Source organism: Acidisoma sibiricum (genome assembly GCF_057837225.1).
Genome location: NZ_JBYQFD010000002.1, coordinates 22,364 through 38,968 on the forward strand (window position 1 = coordinate 22,364; position 16,605 = coordinate 38,968).

General features: G+C 61.1%; 15 protein-coding genes. 12 read left to right on the forward strand and 3 right to left on the reverse strand.

Annotated features, from left to right (window positions below):
* Positions 1-8: 8 nt before the first annotated feature.
* The 3 genes from AC3G7M_RS18545 to AC3G7M_RS18555 all read left to right on the forward strand — a co-directional run bounded on the left by AC3G7M_RS18545 (position 9) and on the right by AC3G7M_RS18555 (position 2,871).
* Positions 9-737 carry an SDR family oxidoreductase gene (locus AC3G7M_RS18545; protein WP_489216686.1) on the forward strand — a complete coding sequence of 243 codons (729 nt, stop codon included), beginning with the start codon at positions 9-11 and terminating at the stop codon, positions 735-737.
* Between the two features lie 4 nt (positions 738-741).
* Complete coding sequence (locus AC3G7M_RS18550) at positions 742-2,382, forward strand: FGGY-family carbohydrate kinase (RefSeq protein WP_489216689.1); 1,641 nt, start codon at positions 742-744, stop codon at positions 2,380-2,382.
* A 279-nt stretch (positions 2,383-2,661) separates the two neighbouring features.
* Entirely contained in the window at positions 2,662-2,871 is a 210-nt protein-coding gene (locus tag AC3G7M_RS18555; RefSeq protein ID WP_489216690.1) for a cold-shock protein, read from the forward strand.
* Positions 2,872-2,990: 119 nt separating this feature from the next.
* Here AC3G7M_RS18555 and AC3G7M_RS18560 read toward each other — a convergent pair whose 3' ends face one another.
* Positions 2,991-3,203, reverse strand: coding sequence for a hypothetical protein (locus AC3G7M_RS18560; RefSeq protein ID WP_489216692.1), 213 nt, complete (start codon positions 3,201-3,203; stop codon positions 2,991-2,993).
* A gap of 372 nt (positions 3,204-3,575) precedes the next feature.
* Between AC3G7M_RS18560 and sfnG the strand changes: the two genes are divergently transcribed.
* The 7 genes from sfnG to AC3G7M_RS18595 are packed head-to-tail and all read left to right on the forward strand — an operon-like array spanning position 3,576 to position 10,922.
* Positions 3,576-4,694 (forward strand): dimethylsulfone monooxygenase SfnG, encoded by a 1,119-nt coding sequence (gene sfnG, locus AC3G7M_RS18565; RefSeq protein WP_489216694.1) that lies wholly within the window; start codon positions 3,576-3,578, stop codon positions 4,692-4,694.
* A 25-nt stretch (positions 4,695-4,719) separates the two neighbouring features.
* Positions 4,720-5,523: an ABC transporter ATP-binding protein gene (locus AC3G7M_RS18570; protein ID WP_489216695.1), complete on the forward strand. Its 804-nt coding sequence runs from the start codon at positions 4,720-4,722 to the stop codon at positions 5,521-5,523.
* Positions 5,520-6,410 (forward strand): branched-chain amino acid ABC transporter permease, encoded by an 891-nt coding sequence (locus AC3G7M_RS18575; RefSeq protein WP_489216697.1) that lies wholly within the window; start codon positions 5,520-5,522, stop codon positions 6,408-6,410. Before AC3G7M_RS18570 ends, AC3G7M_RS18575 begins: the two co-directional genes overlap by 4 nt.
* A 3-nt stretch (positions 6,411-6,413) precedes the next feature.
* On the forward strand, positions 6,414-7,454 hold the full coding sequence (locus AC3G7M_RS18580) for a branched-chain amino acid ABC transporter permease (RefSeq protein WP_489216698.1): 1,041 nt from the start codon (positions 6,414-6,416) through the stop codon (positions 7,452-7,454).
* Between the two features lie 30 nt (positions 7,455-7,484).
* Positions 7,485-8,849 (forward strand): ABC transporter substrate-binding protein, encoded by a 1,365-nt coding sequence (locus tag AC3G7M_RS18585; protein WP_489216699.1) that lies wholly within the window; start codon positions 7,485-7,487, stop codon positions 8,847-8,849.
* 7 nt (positions 8,850-8,856) lie between these two features.
* Positions 8,857-9,657, forward strand: a complete 801-nt coding sequence (locus tag AC3G7M_RS18590) for an ABC transporter ATP-binding protein (RefSeq protein ID WP_489216701.1) — start codon at positions 8,857-8,859, stop codon at positions 9,655-9,657.
* On the forward strand, positions 9,654-10,922 hold the full coding sequence (locus AC3G7M_RS18595; protein ID WP_489216703.1) for an SfnB family sulfur acquisition oxidoreductase: 1,269 nt from the start codon (positions 9,654-9,656) through the stop codon (positions 10,920-10,922). The genes AC3G7M_RS18590 and AC3G7M_RS18595 overlap by 4 nt, the downstream gene beginning before the upstream one ends.
* A gap of 52 nt (positions 10,923-10,974) precedes the next feature.
* Here AC3G7M_RS18595 and AC3G7M_RS18600 read toward each other — a convergent pair whose 3' ends face one another.
* Together AC3G7M_RS18600 and AC3G7M_RS18605 are read right to left on the reverse strand one after the other, a co-directional pair.
* Complete coding sequence (locus AC3G7M_RS18600; RefSeq protein WP_489216704.1) at positions 10,975-13,143, reverse strand: catalase; 2,169 nt, start codon at positions 13,141-13,143, stop codon at positions 10,975-10,977.
* A 298-nt stretch (positions 13,144-13,441) separates the two neighbouring features.
* Positions 13,442-14,713 (reverse strand): porin, encoded by a 1,272-nt coding sequence (locus AC3G7M_RS18605; protein WP_489216706.1) that lies wholly within the window; start codon positions 14,711-14,713, stop codon positions 13,442-13,444.
* Positions 14,714-15,274: 561 nt separating this feature from the next.
* Here AC3G7M_RS18605 and rpoH point away from each other — a divergent pair.
* A complete protein-coding gene (gene rpoH, locus AC3G7M_RS18610; RefSeq protein ID WP_489216707.1) occupies positions 15,275-16,186 on the forward strand; it encodes an RNA polymerase sigma factor RpoH in 912 nt (303 codons plus the stop codon).
* 62 nt (positions 16,187-16,248) lie between these two features.
* Complete coding sequence (locus tag AC3G7M_RS18615; RefSeq protein WP_489216711.1) at positions 16,249-16,557, forward strand: hypothetical protein; 309 nt, start codon at positions 16,249-16,251, stop codon at positions 16,555-16,557.
* The last annotated feature ends 48 nt before the right edge of the window (positions 16,558-16,605 follow it).

Consider the following 16,605-nt stretch of genomic DNA (forward strand, 5'->3'; position numbering starts at 1 on the left):
TTTTCATCATGGCCGACTCTCTCAAGGGCAAGATTGCCGCCATCACCGGTGCCGCTTCCGGCATCGGCCTGGAATGCGCGCGCCACCTTCTGGCCGAAGGCGCCCGCGTGGTGCTGATCGACCGCGCCGAGGATCGTTTGAACAGCCTGTGTGCCGAGCTGGGGCCGGAGGCGCGGCCTTTGGTCGTGAACTTGCTCAACCCCGCCGACCTTTCCTCCATCCTGCCACGCATTCTCGACCTCGCCGGCGGCCTCGATATCTTCCACGCCAATGCCGGCGCCTATATCGGTGGCCCGGTGGCGGACGGCGACCCTGATGCCTGGGACCGCATGCTCAACCTCAATATCAATGCGGCCTTCCGCTCGGTTCATGCGGTGCTCCCACATCTCATCAAGCAGGGGTCGGGTGATATCCTGTTCACCTCCTCCATCGCTGGCGTGATACCGGTGATCTGGGAGCCGATCTATACGGCGTCGAAATTCGCGGTGCAGGCCTTTGTCCATTCAACGCGCCGGCAGCTCGCCCCGCATGGCGTGCGCGTGGGCGCGGTGCTGCCCGGGCCGGTGGTAACCGCCCTTCTCGCCGACTGGCCGAAGGCCAAGATGGACGAGGCTTTGGCCAATGGCAGCCTGATGCAGCCGAAAGAAGTGGCCGAGGCCGTGATCTTCATGCTGACGCGGCCCAAGGGTGTCACGGTGCGCGACCTTGTCATCATGCCGAACGGCACAGACCTCTAGACCGATGACCACCCATCAGCCTATCTTCATCGGCATCGATGTCGGCACGGGCAGCGCACGCGCCGGCCTCTTTACCGCCTCCGGCCGTCTGCTCGCCAGCGCCAAGCGCGATCTGTTGATTTTCCGCGGCCCCGGCGCCATCGTCGAGCAGTCCTCAGCCCAGATCTGGCGAGCGGTGTCCGAGAGCGTGCGTGAGGCGCGGGACGCCGCCGGCGTTTCGGCCGAGTTCGTCGCCGGCATCGGCTTTGACGCCACCTGCTCCCTTGTCGCGCTCGATGCGCAGGGAAACGGCCTACCCGTTGGCCCCTCGGAAGATCCGTCCCGCGATGTCATCCTCTGGATGGATCATCGTGCGGTAGAGCAGGCCGAACGCATCAATGCCGGCGGTTATGCGGTGCTGGATTTCGTGGGCGGCCGCATGTCGCCGGAAATGGAAACGCCGAAACTGCTCTGGCTCGCCGAGCATCGGCCGCAGGTTTTTACTGCCGCCGCCGATTTCTTTGACCTCACCGATTTCCTGACTTTCCGCGCGACCGCCAGCCGCGCACGCTCCATCTGCACCGTGACCTGCAAATGGACCTACCTCGCCCATGAGGCACGCTGGGACGCCGATTATTTCCATGCCATCGGCCTCGGCGCGCTCGCCGATGACGGGTTTCGACGCATCGGGACCGAGATTGTCCCGCCAGGCACGGCACTCGGGCAGGGGCTGACGGAGGCCGCCGCCGGCGATCTCGGCCTGCTGCCCGGCACGCCCGTGGGCGCAGGGCTGATCGACGCCCATGCCGGCGGTGTCGGCACGGTGGGCGTGCGCGATGCGCGCCTGCCCGGTAGCGGCGGCGCTGAGGCGGTGATGGCCTATGTCATGGGCACATCCTCCTGCACCATGACGACAACCAGCGCGCGGGTTTTCGCACCCGGCATCTGGGGTCCCTATTACTCCGCCATGGTGCCCGGCGCCTGGCTGCTGGAAGGCGGGCAATCGGCAGCGGGTGCGGCCATCGCCGAGTTGTTGCGCTATCATCCTCTGCATGAAGCGGTGAGCGCTGAAGCGCATGACGCGGGGCAAAGCCTGCCCGACTATCTTGCCATGCTCGCGCTGGACGCTGCCGGTGGAAACACGTCCGGCGTCATTCACCTGGCGGCTGGGCTGCATGTGGTGCCCGAATTCCTCGGCAACCGCGCGCCCTACGCGGACCCCCATGCCCGCGCCGTGATTGCAGGCCTCGGCATGGAGGCGGACCGCACCAGCCTGGTCGCACTCTATGTCGCGGGTATTGCCGGCCTGGGCTACGGCCTGCGCCAGATTCTGGCCGCACAGCAGAAGGCAGGCGCGCGTGTGTCCGCTATCGCGATTAGCGGTGGTGCGGGGCGTTCGGCGCTGGTCCGGCAGATGCTGGCGGATGCGACCGGCCTGCCGGTGGCGGTGCCGGAGACGAAGGAGCCTGTCCTGCTCGGCTCCGCCATGCTCGGCGCGGTCGCGGGCGGCCATTTCCCGGATGTGGAGACGGCGATGCAGGCGATGTCCGCGAATGACCATATCCATGAACCCGCGGGCGGCGCGATCGCCGCCCAGCATGCGGCGCGCTTCGCGCTGTTCGAGGGCCTTCAGAGCGTCACGCGCACAGCCGCGCGCAGAAGCTGATAGGCCAAGGGTGGCATGCGATGATGAAGATGGCCGCGCAACGCAGCTCTGTCCTGGCGCAAAATACCGCTCTCATCCTTGCGGTGATTTGCTCACTCCAAATTATTCTTGCTATTTTCTGGTATTTCGCCTAGATAGAATTTGTTGATCTTACTGAAGAATCTCGTATTGCGCGTATCAAGCATGTCACGACCTTCCTTTTTTAAAATCGATCATGAACAGCCCGTCATGACTTATTGGCCGGGCTAAATTTTTAGAACGATCGAAAGGAAGATCACCATGACCGTTGGTACCGTTAAATTCTTCAATATGACCAAGGGCTTCGGTTTCATTCAGCCTGACAACGGCAACCCGGATGTGTTCGTGCACATTTCTGCCGTTGAGCGTGCCGGCCTGTCGTCTCTCAACGAAGGCCAGAAGCTCAGCTTCGATGCCGTCAAGAATGATCGCAACGGCAAGCTTGCCGCGGAAAATCTTCAGGCCGTCTAATACAGCCGCATTTTGAACCAGTGACCGTTTCCATAACGGCATTGGCTTTTAAGGCGCTTATAAAAAAGGTCGAGTTCGCTCGGCCTTTTTTGTTTTCTGGCCTCCGTCGAGCGCCGTCGTCATCGGCCAGCGAGACGCGCCGCATTTTGCTTATGTTCAGGCAAGGTAATCCAGTGATGTTTGCTCGTCGATTTGCCGAAGGCGATCGCGTTATCATTGTCGGTGGTGCCGTCGATAAAACGGTCCGCGCAGGCACCTATACGGTCGTGCGACTCATGCCGATGGCTGGACTCGGCTTCCAATACAGGGTGAAAGCTGCCCTCGACGCGCATGAGCGCGTTCTTGACGAATATCGGCTCGCCCCCGCCAAGTCCTAACGCGACGGCAGAGTCTTCGCGGGTGCCCTGGTGGCCCCGCGCCTGCTTCGCTGCCCCTGACCCAACGCGATAGCGACGTCACGGGCGCGCGGTCCTCAATGGTAGTGCCATCTCACTCTGCGCGACCAAGGTCAGAGTGCGATCAGTAACTACGATTTTGCTTCGCACTATTATAATCTGACTCTCCGACGTCGCATTTTTCCGTTGACCGCGATCTAGGCTGGTGCATATGCTCGGCTAATACGGTTATTTGCGATTAAAAACATTTGATGTGGTGAAATTCCGTCTGCAGCCGCTTTGCACGACGGGAGCGCCAGGGAGTATGGAATGTCTAACGATCTGCCGTCGCCGGGCAATGGCAACGATCCGCTGGCCTTTGCCTATTGGGTCCCCAATGTGTCGGGCGGTTTGGTCGTCAGCAAGATTGAGCAGCGCACGGACTGGAATCTTCCTTACAATATCAAGCTCGCCCAAATCGCCGAAGCTGCCGGCTTTGACTATGCGCTGTCGCAGATACGGTTCATCGGCAGCTATGGTGCCGACTACCAGCATGAATCGACAACGTTTTCGACCGCGATCCTGGCGAACACAACGCGCTTGAAGGTGATCGCCGCCATCCTGCCCGGACCCTGGCATCCTCATGTGATCGCAAAATTGGGCGCGACGGCCGACCAACTTTTTAATGGAAGATGGGCCATCAATGTGGTCAGCGGCTGGTTTGCCGGGGAATTCGACGCGCTCGGCCTGCCCTGGCTGCCGCATGACGAGCGCTACAAGCGCTCCCGCGAATTCATCGAAGTGGTGAAGGGCATCTGGACCACAGACAACTTCAGTTACGAAGGCCAGTACTACAAGGCGAAGGACTTCACCCTGAAGCCGAAGCCGCAGCAGTCGCCCCATCCCGAAATCTTCCAGGGCGGCAACTCAAAAGCCGCGCAGGAAAATGCAGCGGCCGTTTCCGACTGGTATTTCATGAACGGCAATACGCCGGACGGCCACCGGCAACAGATCGAGAATGTCAGCGCGCTCGCCGCTGCGCGCGGCCGCCGTGTCAAATTCGGCGTCAATGCCTTCGTCATTGCGCGCGAGACGGAAGAAGAAGCACAAGCCGTTCTCGCCTCAATCGTGGACCAGGCAGATCCTGAAGCCGTGAACGCCTTTGGCGGCGCCGTCAAAGAAGCCGGCCAGGCTAGTCCCGAAGGCCAGGGCATGTGGTCCAATTCCGGCTTCAAGGATCTGGTCCAGTATAATGACGGCTTCAAGACCAACCTGATCGGCACGCCGCGCCAGATTGCCGAACGGATCGTCGCGCTGAAGGAGATCGGCGTCGATCTCGTGCTGTGCGGCTTCCTGCATTTCCAGGAAGAGGTCGCTCATTTCGGGGAGCGTGTTCTGCCTTTGGTGCGCGAGCTTGAAGAAGCCCGCGGCCGCGCCCGCGCCGCCTGACGACACCGTCCAGGGATAAGGTCATATGGCGGGCGTCGCGATTAGCCTTTCCGGCGTCAAGCTGTCCTTCGGCGGGGTGGGTGCGCTGAAAGGCGTGGACCTCGATGTCCAGGCCGGTGAAGTCCATGCGGTGATCGGTCCCAATGGGGCCGGCAAAAGCTCGCTGATCAATATTATTTGCGGAATCTACCGGCCGGATGAAGGCGACATCCACATCGATGGCCGACGTCTGCCGCATATCGATACACGCCGGCTCGCCGGCATGGGCGTCACCAGAACCTTTCAGAACATCGTGCTTTTCAAGGGTTTGACCGTCACGGAAAATGTCATGATGGGCCTGACGCATCGGCTGCGGTCCGGTCCTTTGGGGCAGATCCTCGGCACACGGCGCGCCAGGCGCGAAGAGACGGATGCCTATGATCGCGCTGGCCTGCTTCTCCAGCAGCTGGGCGTGGCGGAGTTCCAGGATCGTCCCGTCAGCACCCTTCCCTATGGTGCGCAGAAACGCGTGGAACTGGCGCGGGCCTTGATATCGGGGCCGCGCCTCCTTCTGCTGGACGAGCCGATGGCGGGCATGACGGCGGGCGAAAAGGTTGCGATGAGCAATTTCATTCGAGACGCGCATGAAAGCAGCGGTGCCACCATCATCCTGATCGAGCATGACATGGGCGTGGTGATGGATTTGTCTGACCGCATCACGGTGCTTGACCATGGCAAGCGCATCGCCGATGGCACGCCGGCAGCGATCCAGACCAATCAGGATGTGATCGACGCCTATCTCGGCGTCGCGCACGCGGATGACGGCGACGATACGGCTATCGCAGCATGAGTCCCCTCGGATTTTTCCTGGAAGTTCTGGTCGCGGGTCTCGCCGCCGGCATCATGTATTCCCTGGTCGCGATCGGCTTCGTGCTGATCTACAAAACCTCCGGCGTGCTGAATTTTGCCCAAGGATCAATGCTGCTCTTTGCGGCGCTGACCTTTGTCAGTCTGCATGAAAAGGGCATTCCATTCGCTCTGGCCTTGCTGATAACACTGGCTGTCATGGTGGCACTCGGCGTCATCATCGAGAAGTTCGTCCTGCGCCCCATGGTCAATCAGCCGCCGATCACCTTGTTCATGGTGACGCTCGGCCTGTCCTATATCATCGAAGGCGGCGCCGAACTCATCTGGGGCACACAGGTCCATGGTCTCGACCTCGGCATTGCGGATAAGCCTTTGCAGATCGCCGGCGTTCTGGTCAGCCAGTTCGATCTTTTCTGTGCTGCGGTTGCCACCCTGATGGTTGTGCTGCTGACCATCCTGTTCCGCTATACCCGCACCGGCCTTGCTTTCCGGGCGGCAGCAGAAGACCAATATGCCGCCCTCAATACCGGCCTGCGCCTGCCGCGCATTTGGGCGGCAGTCTGGGCCACCGCGGGTGTCGTGGCCCTGGTTGCCGGCCTGCTTTGGGGTGCGCGCACCGGGGTGCAATTCTCGCTATCTCTGGTCGTGCTGAAATCCCTGCCCGTTCTGGTTCTGGGTGGCTTCGACTCGATCGCAGGCGCCATTGTCGGGGGACTCATCATCGGTGCGTCTGAAAATCTCGCCCAGGTCTATCTCGGCCCCTATATCGGCGACGGCATCGATAGCTGGTTCGCCTATGTCGTGGCCCTTGCCTTCCTGCTGATCCGCCCCTCCGGCCTGTTCGGCCAGAAACTGGTCGAGAGGGTCTGAGCGATGAGCACAACGACCCTGCAAGGCACTGAGACCGTAACGGGCCTGCCCCGTTTCAAGGCCTATCGCGGCCCCGTCTTTATTTTGCTGATCTTCGCCGTCCTGGTACCGCAACTCCATTCCAACTATCTTTTCGATGCGATTCTGACGCCGTTTCTGGCCATCAGCCTGGCGGCCCTCGGGCTCAATCTCCTGACCGGCTATGCCGGCCAAGTGTCGCTCGGCAGTGCGGCCTTCATGGCGGTGGGGGCCTTTGCCGGCTATAATTTTCTGCTGCGTCTTCCCGGCCTGCCGCTGCTCGGCGGATTAGCTCTGGCTGGGGTGACCGCTGCCGCCATCGGTATTGTTTTCGGGCTGCCCAGTCTGCGGCTGCGGGGTTTCTATCTGGCCGTATCGACATTGGCGACGCAGTTCTTCGTGCAATGGGCGCTGACGAATATCGGCTGGTTTTCCAACTATGATACATCCGGCGTCCTCAGTCCGCCGCCGATGCATCTCGGCTCTCTGGTCCTGGATAGTCCTGTGCGGCGCTATCTTCTCTGCCTCGGCGTCGTCGCCGTGCTAACCTTTCTGGCCATGCGGCTGGTATCCGGCCAAACCGGTCGTGCACTCATCGCGGTGCGGGACAGCGAGCTTGCCGCGCGCATGCTCGGCGTCAAGGTCCTGCGCACCAAGCTGTTCATCTTCGCCGTCAGCAGCTTCTACATCGGCATTGCCGGCGCACTGTGGTCCTTCGCCTATCTGCGAACGATCGAGCCCGACGGTTTTGATCTCGACCGCTCCTTCCAGATCCTTTTCGTCATCATCATCGGCGGTCTCGCCAGTATTCGTGGCGCCTTCCTGGGTGCAGCTTTCATCGTGGTGCTGCCGCTGGCCTTGTCGCGGGCGGGGGCCATGCTGCTGGGTCCGGGCTTCGATAGCGGACTCGTGGACCTCGTCCAGAAAGTCATCCTCGGCGCCCTGATCATCATCTTTCTGCGCATAGAACCGGCCGGATTGTCAGCGCTGTTGCGGCGGCTGTCCTTCGGACGGCGCCCAGCTTGAACCTTTTCTCGAGTTTTTACGGAGTTTCCCATGGGTTTTAACTTCAAGAGGCTGAAAGCGCTCGCACTTTCAACCGCTTTGGCATCGGGCTTCGCTTTGTCTCTCGCCGGGTCGCTGACCACGGCGCAGGCCGCGCAGCCGGAGCAGTATTTTCCCCTCCAGAGCTATCGCGTCGGGCCCTATGCGGCCGGCGGCACAGGGTTCTTCGGTGGATTCATCGATTATATGAACCTGATCAATCTGCGTGACGGCGGCGTCAATGGCGTGAAGCTCACCTGGGACGAATGCGAAACGCAATATGTCGTCGAGCGCGGGGTGGAATGCTATCAGCGCCAGAAGACCCATGTGCCGGGACCTTCTGCCTGGAATCCGCTGAGCGTGGGTATCGCCTATGCCATGATTGACGGCGTCACCGCCGATAAGGTGCCGCTGATCACCATCGACCATGGCCGCACCGATTCCACGGATGGCGCGGTGTTTCCCTATGTCTTTCCGCTGTTGATGAATCCCTACAGCGAAAGCTCCGGCATTGTGAACTTCATCGCCAGCCGTCTGGGCGGGCTCGACAAGCTGTCGGGCAAATCCATCGTCGTGCTGTACCACGGCTCGCCCTATGGTCGGGAGACCATCCCGATCTACAAGCTTCTGGCGGACAAATACCACTTCAAGCTGCAGCAGCTTGAAGTGCCGCATCCGGGCACGCAGCAGGAATCACAATGGCTGACCATTCGCCGTGTCAGCCCTGACTATGTCGTGCTGCGCGGATGGGGCGTGATGAACCCGGTCGCGCTAAAGACCGCGCAGAAGGTCGGCTTCCCGGCAGACCATATCGTGGGCAATGTCTGGAGCAATTCGGAAGAGGATGTCATTCCGGCCGGTGACGCCGCCAAGGGCTATATCGCGCTGACGACGCAGGCGACGGGCACGCAATACCCCGTGTTGCAGCAGATCGAGAAGGTCGTCTATGGCGCAGGTAAAGGCAATCTGGCGGATAAGTCGCGTATCGGCAGCGTCTACCACAATCTGGGCATCGTGAACGGCATCCTCAATGTCGAAGCCATTCGTATTGCCCAGGCAAAGTTCGGTGATCGCACGCTGACCGGAGACGAAGTACGCTGGGGGTTTGAGCATCTGCAGCTTGATCCGGCGCGCGTGAAGGCGCTCGGCGCCGAGGGCCTGTTTCATTCGATCAATGTCACCTGCTCCGACCATGAAGGTCATGGTCTGGTGACATTCCAGCAGTGGGACGGCACCAAATGGGTGCGTATCAGCAACTGGATCGCGCCGGACTGGTCTGTGCTGCGCCCGATTATTGAGGCATCGGCGAATAAATACGCCTCCGAACACAGCATCACGCCGCGTGACTGCACCAAAGAAACTGTCGCGGCGCAGTGAGCCTGCCATGACAGCCGCGCCCGCCCTGCTGACGCTTGAAGATGTCGAGGTCGTCTATGGCGGTGCCATCCTGGCGGCGCGCGGTGTCAGCTTGGATGTCGGGCGGGGCGAAATCGTCGCCCTGCTGGGTGCGAATGGCGCCGGGAAATCCTCTGTCCTGCGCGCCATTTCCAACCTCCTGCCGGCTAAGCGTGGCCGCATCAGCCGCGGCACCATCCGCTTCGATGGCAAATCCACGACGGGCCAGCCGACCAGCCGTCTGGTCTCTGCCGGACTTGTTCAGGTGCTGGAAGGCCGGCACTGCTTCCGCGGGTTGACGATTGAGGAAAATCTCATCACCGGCGCGATTGGGCGGCAGGCCAGCAAGGCTGAGACGGCACAGGATCTTGAACGGGTCTATGCCATGTTCCCCCGCCTTCACAGCAAGCGAAAGGCGCTCGCGGGCTTAGCGTCGGGCGGCGAGCAGCAGATGGCGGCCATCGGTCGCGCGCTGATGGCGCGGCCCCGGCTTCTTATCCTTGATGAACCGTCCATGGGTCTGGCGCCGATCGTGGTCGCGGAAATCTTTCGCGCGCTGGCCGTGCTCAACCGTGATGACGGCCTCTCAATCCTATTGGCCGAGCAGAATGCGGCGGTCGCGTTGCGCGCTGCGCATCGCGGCGTGGTTCTGGAAAACGGAAAAGTGGTGATCGCGGGGGCGGCGGCTGCCCTGCGCGACCGTGACGATATCCGCGCGGCCTATCTCGGCTTTAACAAACCCCTGTCGGCCAAGACCTCTCACTCTCAACCCATTGAGGCTGTCCCATGACCATCATAACCCCGCCAGCGGCCCAGGCCGCGGTCGATGCCCAAAGGTCGCTGAGCGGCGTGCCCGGGCTGCCCAAGCCCGGCACGCCCGCGCATGTCATCGCCGACGACGCGGAAGCGATCGCTGTCGCACAGGCGCTGGCGGCGGATTTCGTGCAGGGGGCGGCAGCGCGTGACCGTGACCGCATTGCACCTGTCAGAGAGCTTGATCTGTTCTCGCAAAGCGGGTTGTGGTCCATCAATGTGCCCCGCGCTTTCGGTGGGCCCGAGCTGTCCTATGTCACGCTCGCCCGCGTCATTGCCATCATCTCGGCCGCCGACCCGTCCATCGGGCAGATTCCGCAAAACCATCTCGGCGTGGTCGCCGCCATCCGCACGGTCTCGGCTGCCGCACAGCAGAAGCTGCTTTTCGATCTGGTGCTGAAGGGTATCCGGTTCGGCAATGCTTTCTCAGAATTCGGCTCCAAGCGCGCGGCGGATTTTGAGACGGTCTTTGAAGACGCCGGCGATCATGTCATCGTCACCGGCCGCAAATTCTATTCCACCGGCGCGATCTACGCCCATCTGGTGCCGATCGTGGCCTTGGATGATCAGGGACGCGCCTGGTATGCCATTGCCGACCGCGATGCGCCGGGTCTGACGGTGATAGACGACTGGTCAAGCTTCGGCCAACGCACCACCGGCAGCGGCACTGTTATCCTGGACCGCGTGGCTGTCCCGAAGACGCATCTCGTACCCGGCTATCTGGGCTATGAGCGGCCGACCGCCGATGGCGCAATCTTCCAGATCATTCAGGCCGCCGTCGATACCGGCATCGCCAAAGCCGCGATCGACGACACCATCGCCTTCGTCCGTACCAAATCCCGTCCCTGGATCGATAGCGGGCAGGATCGCGCTTCGGATGATCCCTATACGATCCAGGCCATCGGTGATTTGACATTGCGTCTGCATGCGACCGAAGCGCTGCTCGATCGGGCTGGGATTGCGGTGGATCAGGCCGTCGCCAATCCGACGGCGGAGACGGTCGCCGCCGCTCAGCTGGCGACCGCCGAGGCAAAGGTCTTCTCGACCGAACTCTCGGTCTATGCGGCCAGCAAGCTGTTTGAACTCGCGGGCACCCGCTCTACCCTTGCCGCCGAGGCGCTGGACCGGCATTGGCGCAATGCGCGCACGCATACGCTGCACGATCCGGTGCGGTGGAAATATGCGATCCTCGGCAACCACGCGCTCAACGGCATCAACCCGCCGCTTCACGCCTGGAGCTGAGGCCCGGCGCCTGACGAAGGGTGGGCATGGCACCCTTCGGCTCCGGCAATGGTCAGGCGACAGCAGCAGCCCCGTGCTTGCCGCCAAGCACCGCTTCGCGCGGCCAGAACCGCAAGGCGCCGCAGGTCTTGACGAAGGCTTCCGCATCGGCAGGCTTTTTCAAAGCGACAAATCCACCATCCATATCGGCCGCGAGATTCGCCTTCTCAAACAGGGGCAATGCATCCGGCCCATAGGCGATGAACTTGGCATGGGCGAAGGCGTCATTGACGAAATCCTTGGCCGCCGGGTCCTGCGCCAGCAGCGCCACACCCTCTGCCGAGGGCAGGATAGCGACAGCGTCATACAGCACAGACGGCCCGCCATTCACCCGCTGCTTCGCGGGCAACAGCTTGCCGTCGCTGCACACCACGCCGCCGACCTGGGGCGCGATCAGTTCGACCGCACCACCGGCCGCCGTCACGGCCGTCTGCAGGCTGGCGAGCAGCCTGCTGTCGACACCGTCCGTCACCATTATGCCCAGCTTGCGGCCTTCAAAGCGCTTTGGTCCGTTTTGAACAATGGACAGCGCAGGTGAAGGCGGCAGGTCCATGATGATCTTGCGCGCCGGCACTGCAGGCTCGGGCAGCTCGGCCAGGCCCAGCCCGTCCGCGACATTCTCCGCCAAAGTTTCATCGATATTAAGGAGATGAGAAATCATACGCGCGCGGATGACAGGCGTCTCAACCTTGCTCAGCTCGAAGATGAAGGCGTCTTCGATATGGCCCTGCTCTGTCGGCGTCTGGCTGACATAGAACTGCCGGGCCTGGCTATAGTGGTCGGCGAATAGCTCACCCTTCGCCTGCAATTTGTCACCGGAAATCTGCTCGGCCGCGGGCCTATAGCCGGTCGTGCGGGATTCGCGCGGCCCACCGATCTCCGGTCCCCAGGAATTCGGCTCGTAATTGGCGCGTCCCTTGGGATTGATCATCGCCATATGGCCATCCTGCTGGAAGGTCGCGAAAGGGCATTTGGGAGCGTTGATCGGCAGATGCGTGAAATTCGTGCTGCCCAGACGCTTCAGCTGGGTATCGAGATAGGAGAAATTGCGGCCCTGCAGCAGAGGGTCGTTAGTGAAGCCGATGCCGGGCGGCACGTTGCCGGTGGAAAAGGCCACCTGCTCGGTCTCGGCGAAGAAATTGTCCACGACCCGGTTCAGAACGAGCCGGCCGACGATCTTGACGGGCACCAGCTCCTCAGGGATGAGCTTCGTCGCATCCAGCACATCGAAGTCAAAGCTCTCGACAAAGGCCTCGTCGAAAATCTGCACGCCAAATTCCCATTCCGGGAAATTGCCGGTGGTGATCGCGTCCCACAGGTCGCGACGATGATAGTCGGGGTCGGCGCCGTTCAGCTTCACCGCTTCGTTCCAGACCACGGATTGCAGCCCGAGCTTGGGCTTCCAGTGGAACTTCACGAAGGTGGTTTTCCCAGCCGCATCGATCAGCCGGAACGTATGCACACCGAAGCCCTCCATGAAGCGGAAGCTGCGCGGCAGCGTGCGGTCCGACATGATCCACATGGCCATATGCATGGATTCGGGCGAGAGCGAGATGAAGTCCCAGAAGTTGTCATGCGCCGTCTGCGCCTGCGGGAAGCCGCGATCGGGCTCCTCCTTGGCCGCATGGATCAGGTCTGGAAACTTGATCGCGTCCTGAATGAAGAACACCGGAATATTATTGCCGACAATGTCCCAATTGCCCTGCTGGGTGTAGATTTTCACCGCAAAGCCGCGCACGTCGCGCGCCACATCGGCAGAGCCCTTATTGCCGCCCACGGTCGAAAAGCGAACAAAGGCCGGAATCTGTTCGCCGGGGCGCTGAAACACGTCGGCGGCCGAAAGCTGCGCCAGGCTGGGATCGGTTATCTCGAAAAATCCATGCGCGCCATAGCCGCGCGCATGGACCACGCGCTCTGGAATGCGCTCATGATCAAAATGGAAGATCTTTTCACGCAAGGCGAAGTCTTCCAGCAAAACGGGGCCGCGAGGACCGATCTTCAAGCTGTTTTGATCGTCATAGACCGGAATGCCCTGTGCGGTGGTCATGACCGGCACGCCATGACCCGCAACTTGATGGGTCTCGCCGCCCGGGCCGCGCATCACGCCAGCATCGGCGATAGTTGCAGCGGTCAGGGTATCCGGGGTGATCTTCGCCAGGGCTTTGGGCGGGGTCTTGGCCATGAATTGGCTCCTGCTGAATGTACGGGCCGCACCGCCGTCTCTGTCTGGCGGGATGGGCGCCTGCTGTACCGGCAAGTGAGAGCCACGCAGGGCGATGCAAGAGCCTGCCCTATCACAGAGAGTTATGATGAATGTCGCAGGAGGTTTTCATCGGGGACGAATGTCCGTGGCCGCGATGCGGCATCGTCATAATGGACAAGGCCCCGATCTTATCGATCGAGGCGTCGTCCGTCGCGCTGTCTAATCATCCCTAGAGGTGGCGCCTACCCGCGCATCCTCCGTAGAGTCACATCTTAGGCTACCACTGAATCTGAGTGCCGACGCCAAACAGCTGCGACTGAACCTGGTTGTGTTCCGTGCCAGCATTGCCGGTTTGGAAGTTGTAGCCGCCCTGCTGGCGAATGCCGTACAGGTAATCGGCGAAGAGATTCACGCCCGGCACCAATGTATAGGTCAGGCCTGCCGCGACGCCCGTATTCTGCTGCTGGCCGGTCGTCAGCCCCGCCGAGGTGATGGTGGCACCAGAGCCCGCGTCGATGCCGCCTGGAAGATCACCGGTCTGGTTAAAGCGGAAGAAGCTCGCGCCGACCACGACGGGGCCCGCAGTATACATTCCGCCCACCAGCCAGCCTACTGCCGCCGTGCCGGCATCGGGTTCAAGCTGGAAGGTGTCGCCGTCCGCCATATTGAAGGCGCCATAGGAGGAGTTGCCGCCCACGGTAAAGCCCGCAAAACTGACGGTCGCACCACCCGAGACTATGCTCATATTCTTGTAGCCAGTAACGCCGTTCGGATCGCCGGTATTCGCCACCTGGCCGGCATTTGTGTAGTCAAGTCCAATCTGCACCCCGACCGGGCCGAACTTGTTGGTGAACTGACCGCCGACATCGATCATATTGCGCGGCTGGCCACCCATGATCGGCGTGGCGGAAGAGGTGACGGCGGGCGAATAGTTTTCAGCGGTCTGGTTTGGCGTAAAGCCGACCGCGAATTGCAGACCGGAGAAGGTGGGGGACAGGTAAACGATCTTGTCGGAAGCCTGGTCATAGGCGCTGCCGCTGTCCGGGAAAGGATAAACCGCGATCGCCGCACCCGGGATCATGCCTTCGATGTCGCCGTTCCAGCCGCCATCGTTGAAGCCCTCAAACGTGCCTGTCTCGAACAGTACGGAAGGACCGTTTTCCTGCCCGAAGCTGACCTGACCAAGCTCAGGCAGGCCGAGATAGCCATAGGCCTGGAAGACATAGAGGGTTTCAGAACTGGCGCCCTGGCCGCCATTGATGCGGATTTCGGCGGCTGCACCATAATGCAATCCGTTTGCGGCAACGCCGTCGAAGCCCGGATAGAGGCGCATATAGCCAAGAAAACTGTCCGTGCTTGTCTTCTGGCCTGTCGCACTATTGCTGTCGAGTGACGATGACTCAATGCCCGCATACCAGTTCACGCGTCCGTTCAGGCGCACGGTGATCGACCCGGGCGACTGCGCGGCCGGCGCTGTCTGTGCCATGGCCGAGCTGATGCCGCCCACACCCGCAAGCGCTGCGACGCCGGCTAAGAGCAATTTACGCATGTTTGTCTCCTCAGCTACCCGATTTCTTTTTCTTTTTGTCGTTGCGGTCCCTCTTGGAAGGACCACCCGTTCGGTGTGCGAACAATTCCGTAGTCGGTTCTGAATGCCGCTGCAACATGGAAAGCACAAAATGTGGCATGATTAACACATGCCTTTTGAGCATAAGATCCATGAGTGTCGCGGTCTGTATCTGTCGGCCGGGAGTCGGAATGGCCCCAGGCAGGGGAACCAAGATGTCAGGTCACGACCGCGACCCACCATGCTGAACAGGTCGCGCAGAAGGATGTTCTGCAGATCTATTGAAGTCTCTGCCAAATATTCGCACTATGTCCGAAGCAACCGCGATGATCGGTCTTGGTCTGTGTTTCGGCACCGGCACCCAATCAACACGAATTGTTGAAATCGACACAAGCATCACATTACGGTTATTGCCGGATGCCCGTCATCGCTGGCTCGTGATGAGACGAATCAGCGGATTTGTCTCATAGTTAGGATATCAAATTGACCATTCGATCAGGTTCGGTGCTTTTTAGGGCCGCCTGCGAAAAACAGGAGAGTCATATGGCCCTCGCTATGTTGAATTTTGCCCCGGAAGACAATCTGTCCCGCTACTTGCAGGAGATTCGCAAGTTTCCGATGCTGACGGCCGAGGAAGAGCTTCGCTATTCCAAAGCTTGGCGCGACCACGCTGATGATGAGTCCGCTCACAAGCTCGTGACCTCTCATCTGCGCCTCGTCGCCAAGATTGCGATGGGCTATCGCGGCTATGGCATGCCGGTCGGTGAGCTGATCAGCGAAGGCAATGTCGGCATGATGCAGGCGGTGAAGCGCTTCGACCCGGAGCGCGGCTTCCGTCTCTCTACCTACGCCATGTGGTGGATACGCGCCGCCATTCAGGAATACATCCTGCATAGCTGGTCGCTGGTCAAAATGGGCACCACGGCCGCCCAGAAGAAGCTGTTCTTCAACCTGCGCCGCCTGAAGGGCCAGATGCAGGCCATCGAAGACGGCGATCTGCGCCCCGAACATGTCGCGGAAATCGCCCGCGTGCTGGCCGTGCCGGAACAGGACGTGGTCAATATGAACCGCCGTCTGTCTTCGCCGGATAGCAGCCTCAATGCCCCTGTCCGCGCTGATACGGAAGGCGAGTGGCAGGATTTGCTGGCCGATGAGGGCGAGAGCCAGGAAGCCATGATCGGCGACCGCGAGGAGCTGACCGACCGCAAGGCGCTGCTCGCGACAGCCCTGAAAACCTTGAACGAGCGCGAGCGTCATATCCTGATCGATCGCCGCCTGAAGGATGAGGCGACGACGCTGGAAGATCTGTCGCAGCGCTACCGCATCTCGCGGGAGCGGGTGCGCCAGATCGAGGTGCGGGCCTTTGAAAAGCTGCAGAAGTCGATGAAGACGCAGATCGCCGATCGCCGTCAGATGATCACGCAGGACGCTGACAGCGGCCGTCTTCTGGCCTAACCCGCCACGCCCATGAAAGGGGCCGGTGCCTTATCGGGCGCCGGCCCCTTTTTTGTGCTTAAATGGCAGCAGTCATTGAGGTGGTGCAGGGCATGAGCGTTATCAGACAGGACCTTCGTCGAACCGGTCTGCCGCCATGGCACGGCGCCGCCCGTGTCTATGACAGAGGCCGGATGATTTTGGACTATCTGTGGAACAACGGATTTGAGCCTGATGCCAAGACCGCGTTCAAGGTCAAGACACTCCTGAACAAGGACATGGCCTTGCTGATTGCGGCGCTCGAAGGCGGCGAGGAAGCCGCGGTGCGCGACGCGGTATCGCGCAATTTGAATTTCTTGACGGTCCAGCAGCTGGCAGAAACCAGCCGCTGAAAACAGTCAAGGCCCCTTTGCTCGTCAAAGGGGCCTTGATGCAGCACA

What these genes read in the sequence shown, in the direction of transcription:
- AC3G7M_RS18545 (WP_489216686.1), top strand. Translation starts at nt 9, where the DNA reads ATGGCCGACTCTCTCAAGGGCAAGATTGCCGCCATCACCGGTGCCGCT.
- AC3G7M_RS18550 (WP_489216689.1), top strand. Translation starts at nt 742, where the DNA reads ATGACCACCCATCAGCCTATCTTCATCGGCATCGATGTCGGCACGGGC.
- AC3G7M_RS18555 (WP_489216690.1), top strand. Translation starts at nt 2,662, where the DNA reads ATGACCGTTGGTACCGTTAAATTCTTCAATATGACCAAGGGCTTCGGT.
- AC3G7M_RS18560 (WP_489216692.1), bottom strand. Translation starts at nt 3,203, where the DNA reads ATGCGCGTCGAGGGCAGCTTTCACCCTGTATTGGAAGCCGAGTCCAGC.
- sfnG (WP_489216694.1), top strand. Translation starts at nt 3,576, where the DNA reads ATGTCTAACGATCTGCCGTCGCCGGGCAATGGCAACGATCCGCTGGCC.
- AC3G7M_RS18570 (WP_489216695.1), top strand. Translation starts at nt 4,720, where the DNA reads ATGGCGGGCGTCGCGATTAGCCTTTCCGGCGTCAAGCTGTCCTTCGGC.
- AC3G7M_RS18575 (WP_489216697.1), top strand. Translation starts at nt 5,520, where the DNA reads ATGAGTCCCCTCGGATTTTTCCTGGAAGTTCTGGTCGCGGGTCTCGCC.
- AC3G7M_RS18580 (WP_489216698.1), top strand. Translation starts at nt 6,414, where the DNA reads ATGAGCACAACGACCCTGCAAGGCACTGAGACCGTAACGGGCCTGCCC.
- AC3G7M_RS18585 (WP_489216699.1), top strand. Translation starts at nt 7,485, where the DNA reads ATGGGTTTTAACTTCAAGAGGCTGAAAGCGCTCGCACTTTCAACCGCT.
- AC3G7M_RS18590 (WP_489216701.1), top strand. Translation starts at nt 8,857, where the DNA reads ATGACAGCCGCGCCCGCCCTGCTGACGCTTGAAGATGTCGAGGTCGTC.
- AC3G7M_RS18595 (WP_489216703.1), top strand. Translation starts at nt 9,654, where the DNA reads ATGACCATCATAACCCCGCCAGCGGCCCAGGCCGCGGTCGATGCCCAA.
- AC3G7M_RS18600 (WP_489216704.1), bottom strand. Translation starts at nt 13,143, where the DNA reads ATGGCCAAGACCCCGCCCAAAGCCCTGGCGAAGATCACCCCGGATACC.
- AC3G7M_RS18605 (WP_489216706.1), bottom strand. Translation starts at nt 14,713, where the DNA reads ATGCGTAAATTGCTCTTAGCCGGCGTCGCAGCGCTTGCGGGTGTGGGC.
- rpoH (WP_489216707.1), top strand. Translation starts at nt 15,275, where the DNA reads ATGGCCCTCGCTATGTTGAATTTTGCCCCGGAAGACAATCTGTCCCGC.
- AC3G7M_RS18615 (WP_489216711.1), top strand. Translation starts at nt 16,249, where the DNA reads ATGGCAGCAGTCATTGAGGTGGTGCAGGGCATGAGCGTTATCAGACAG.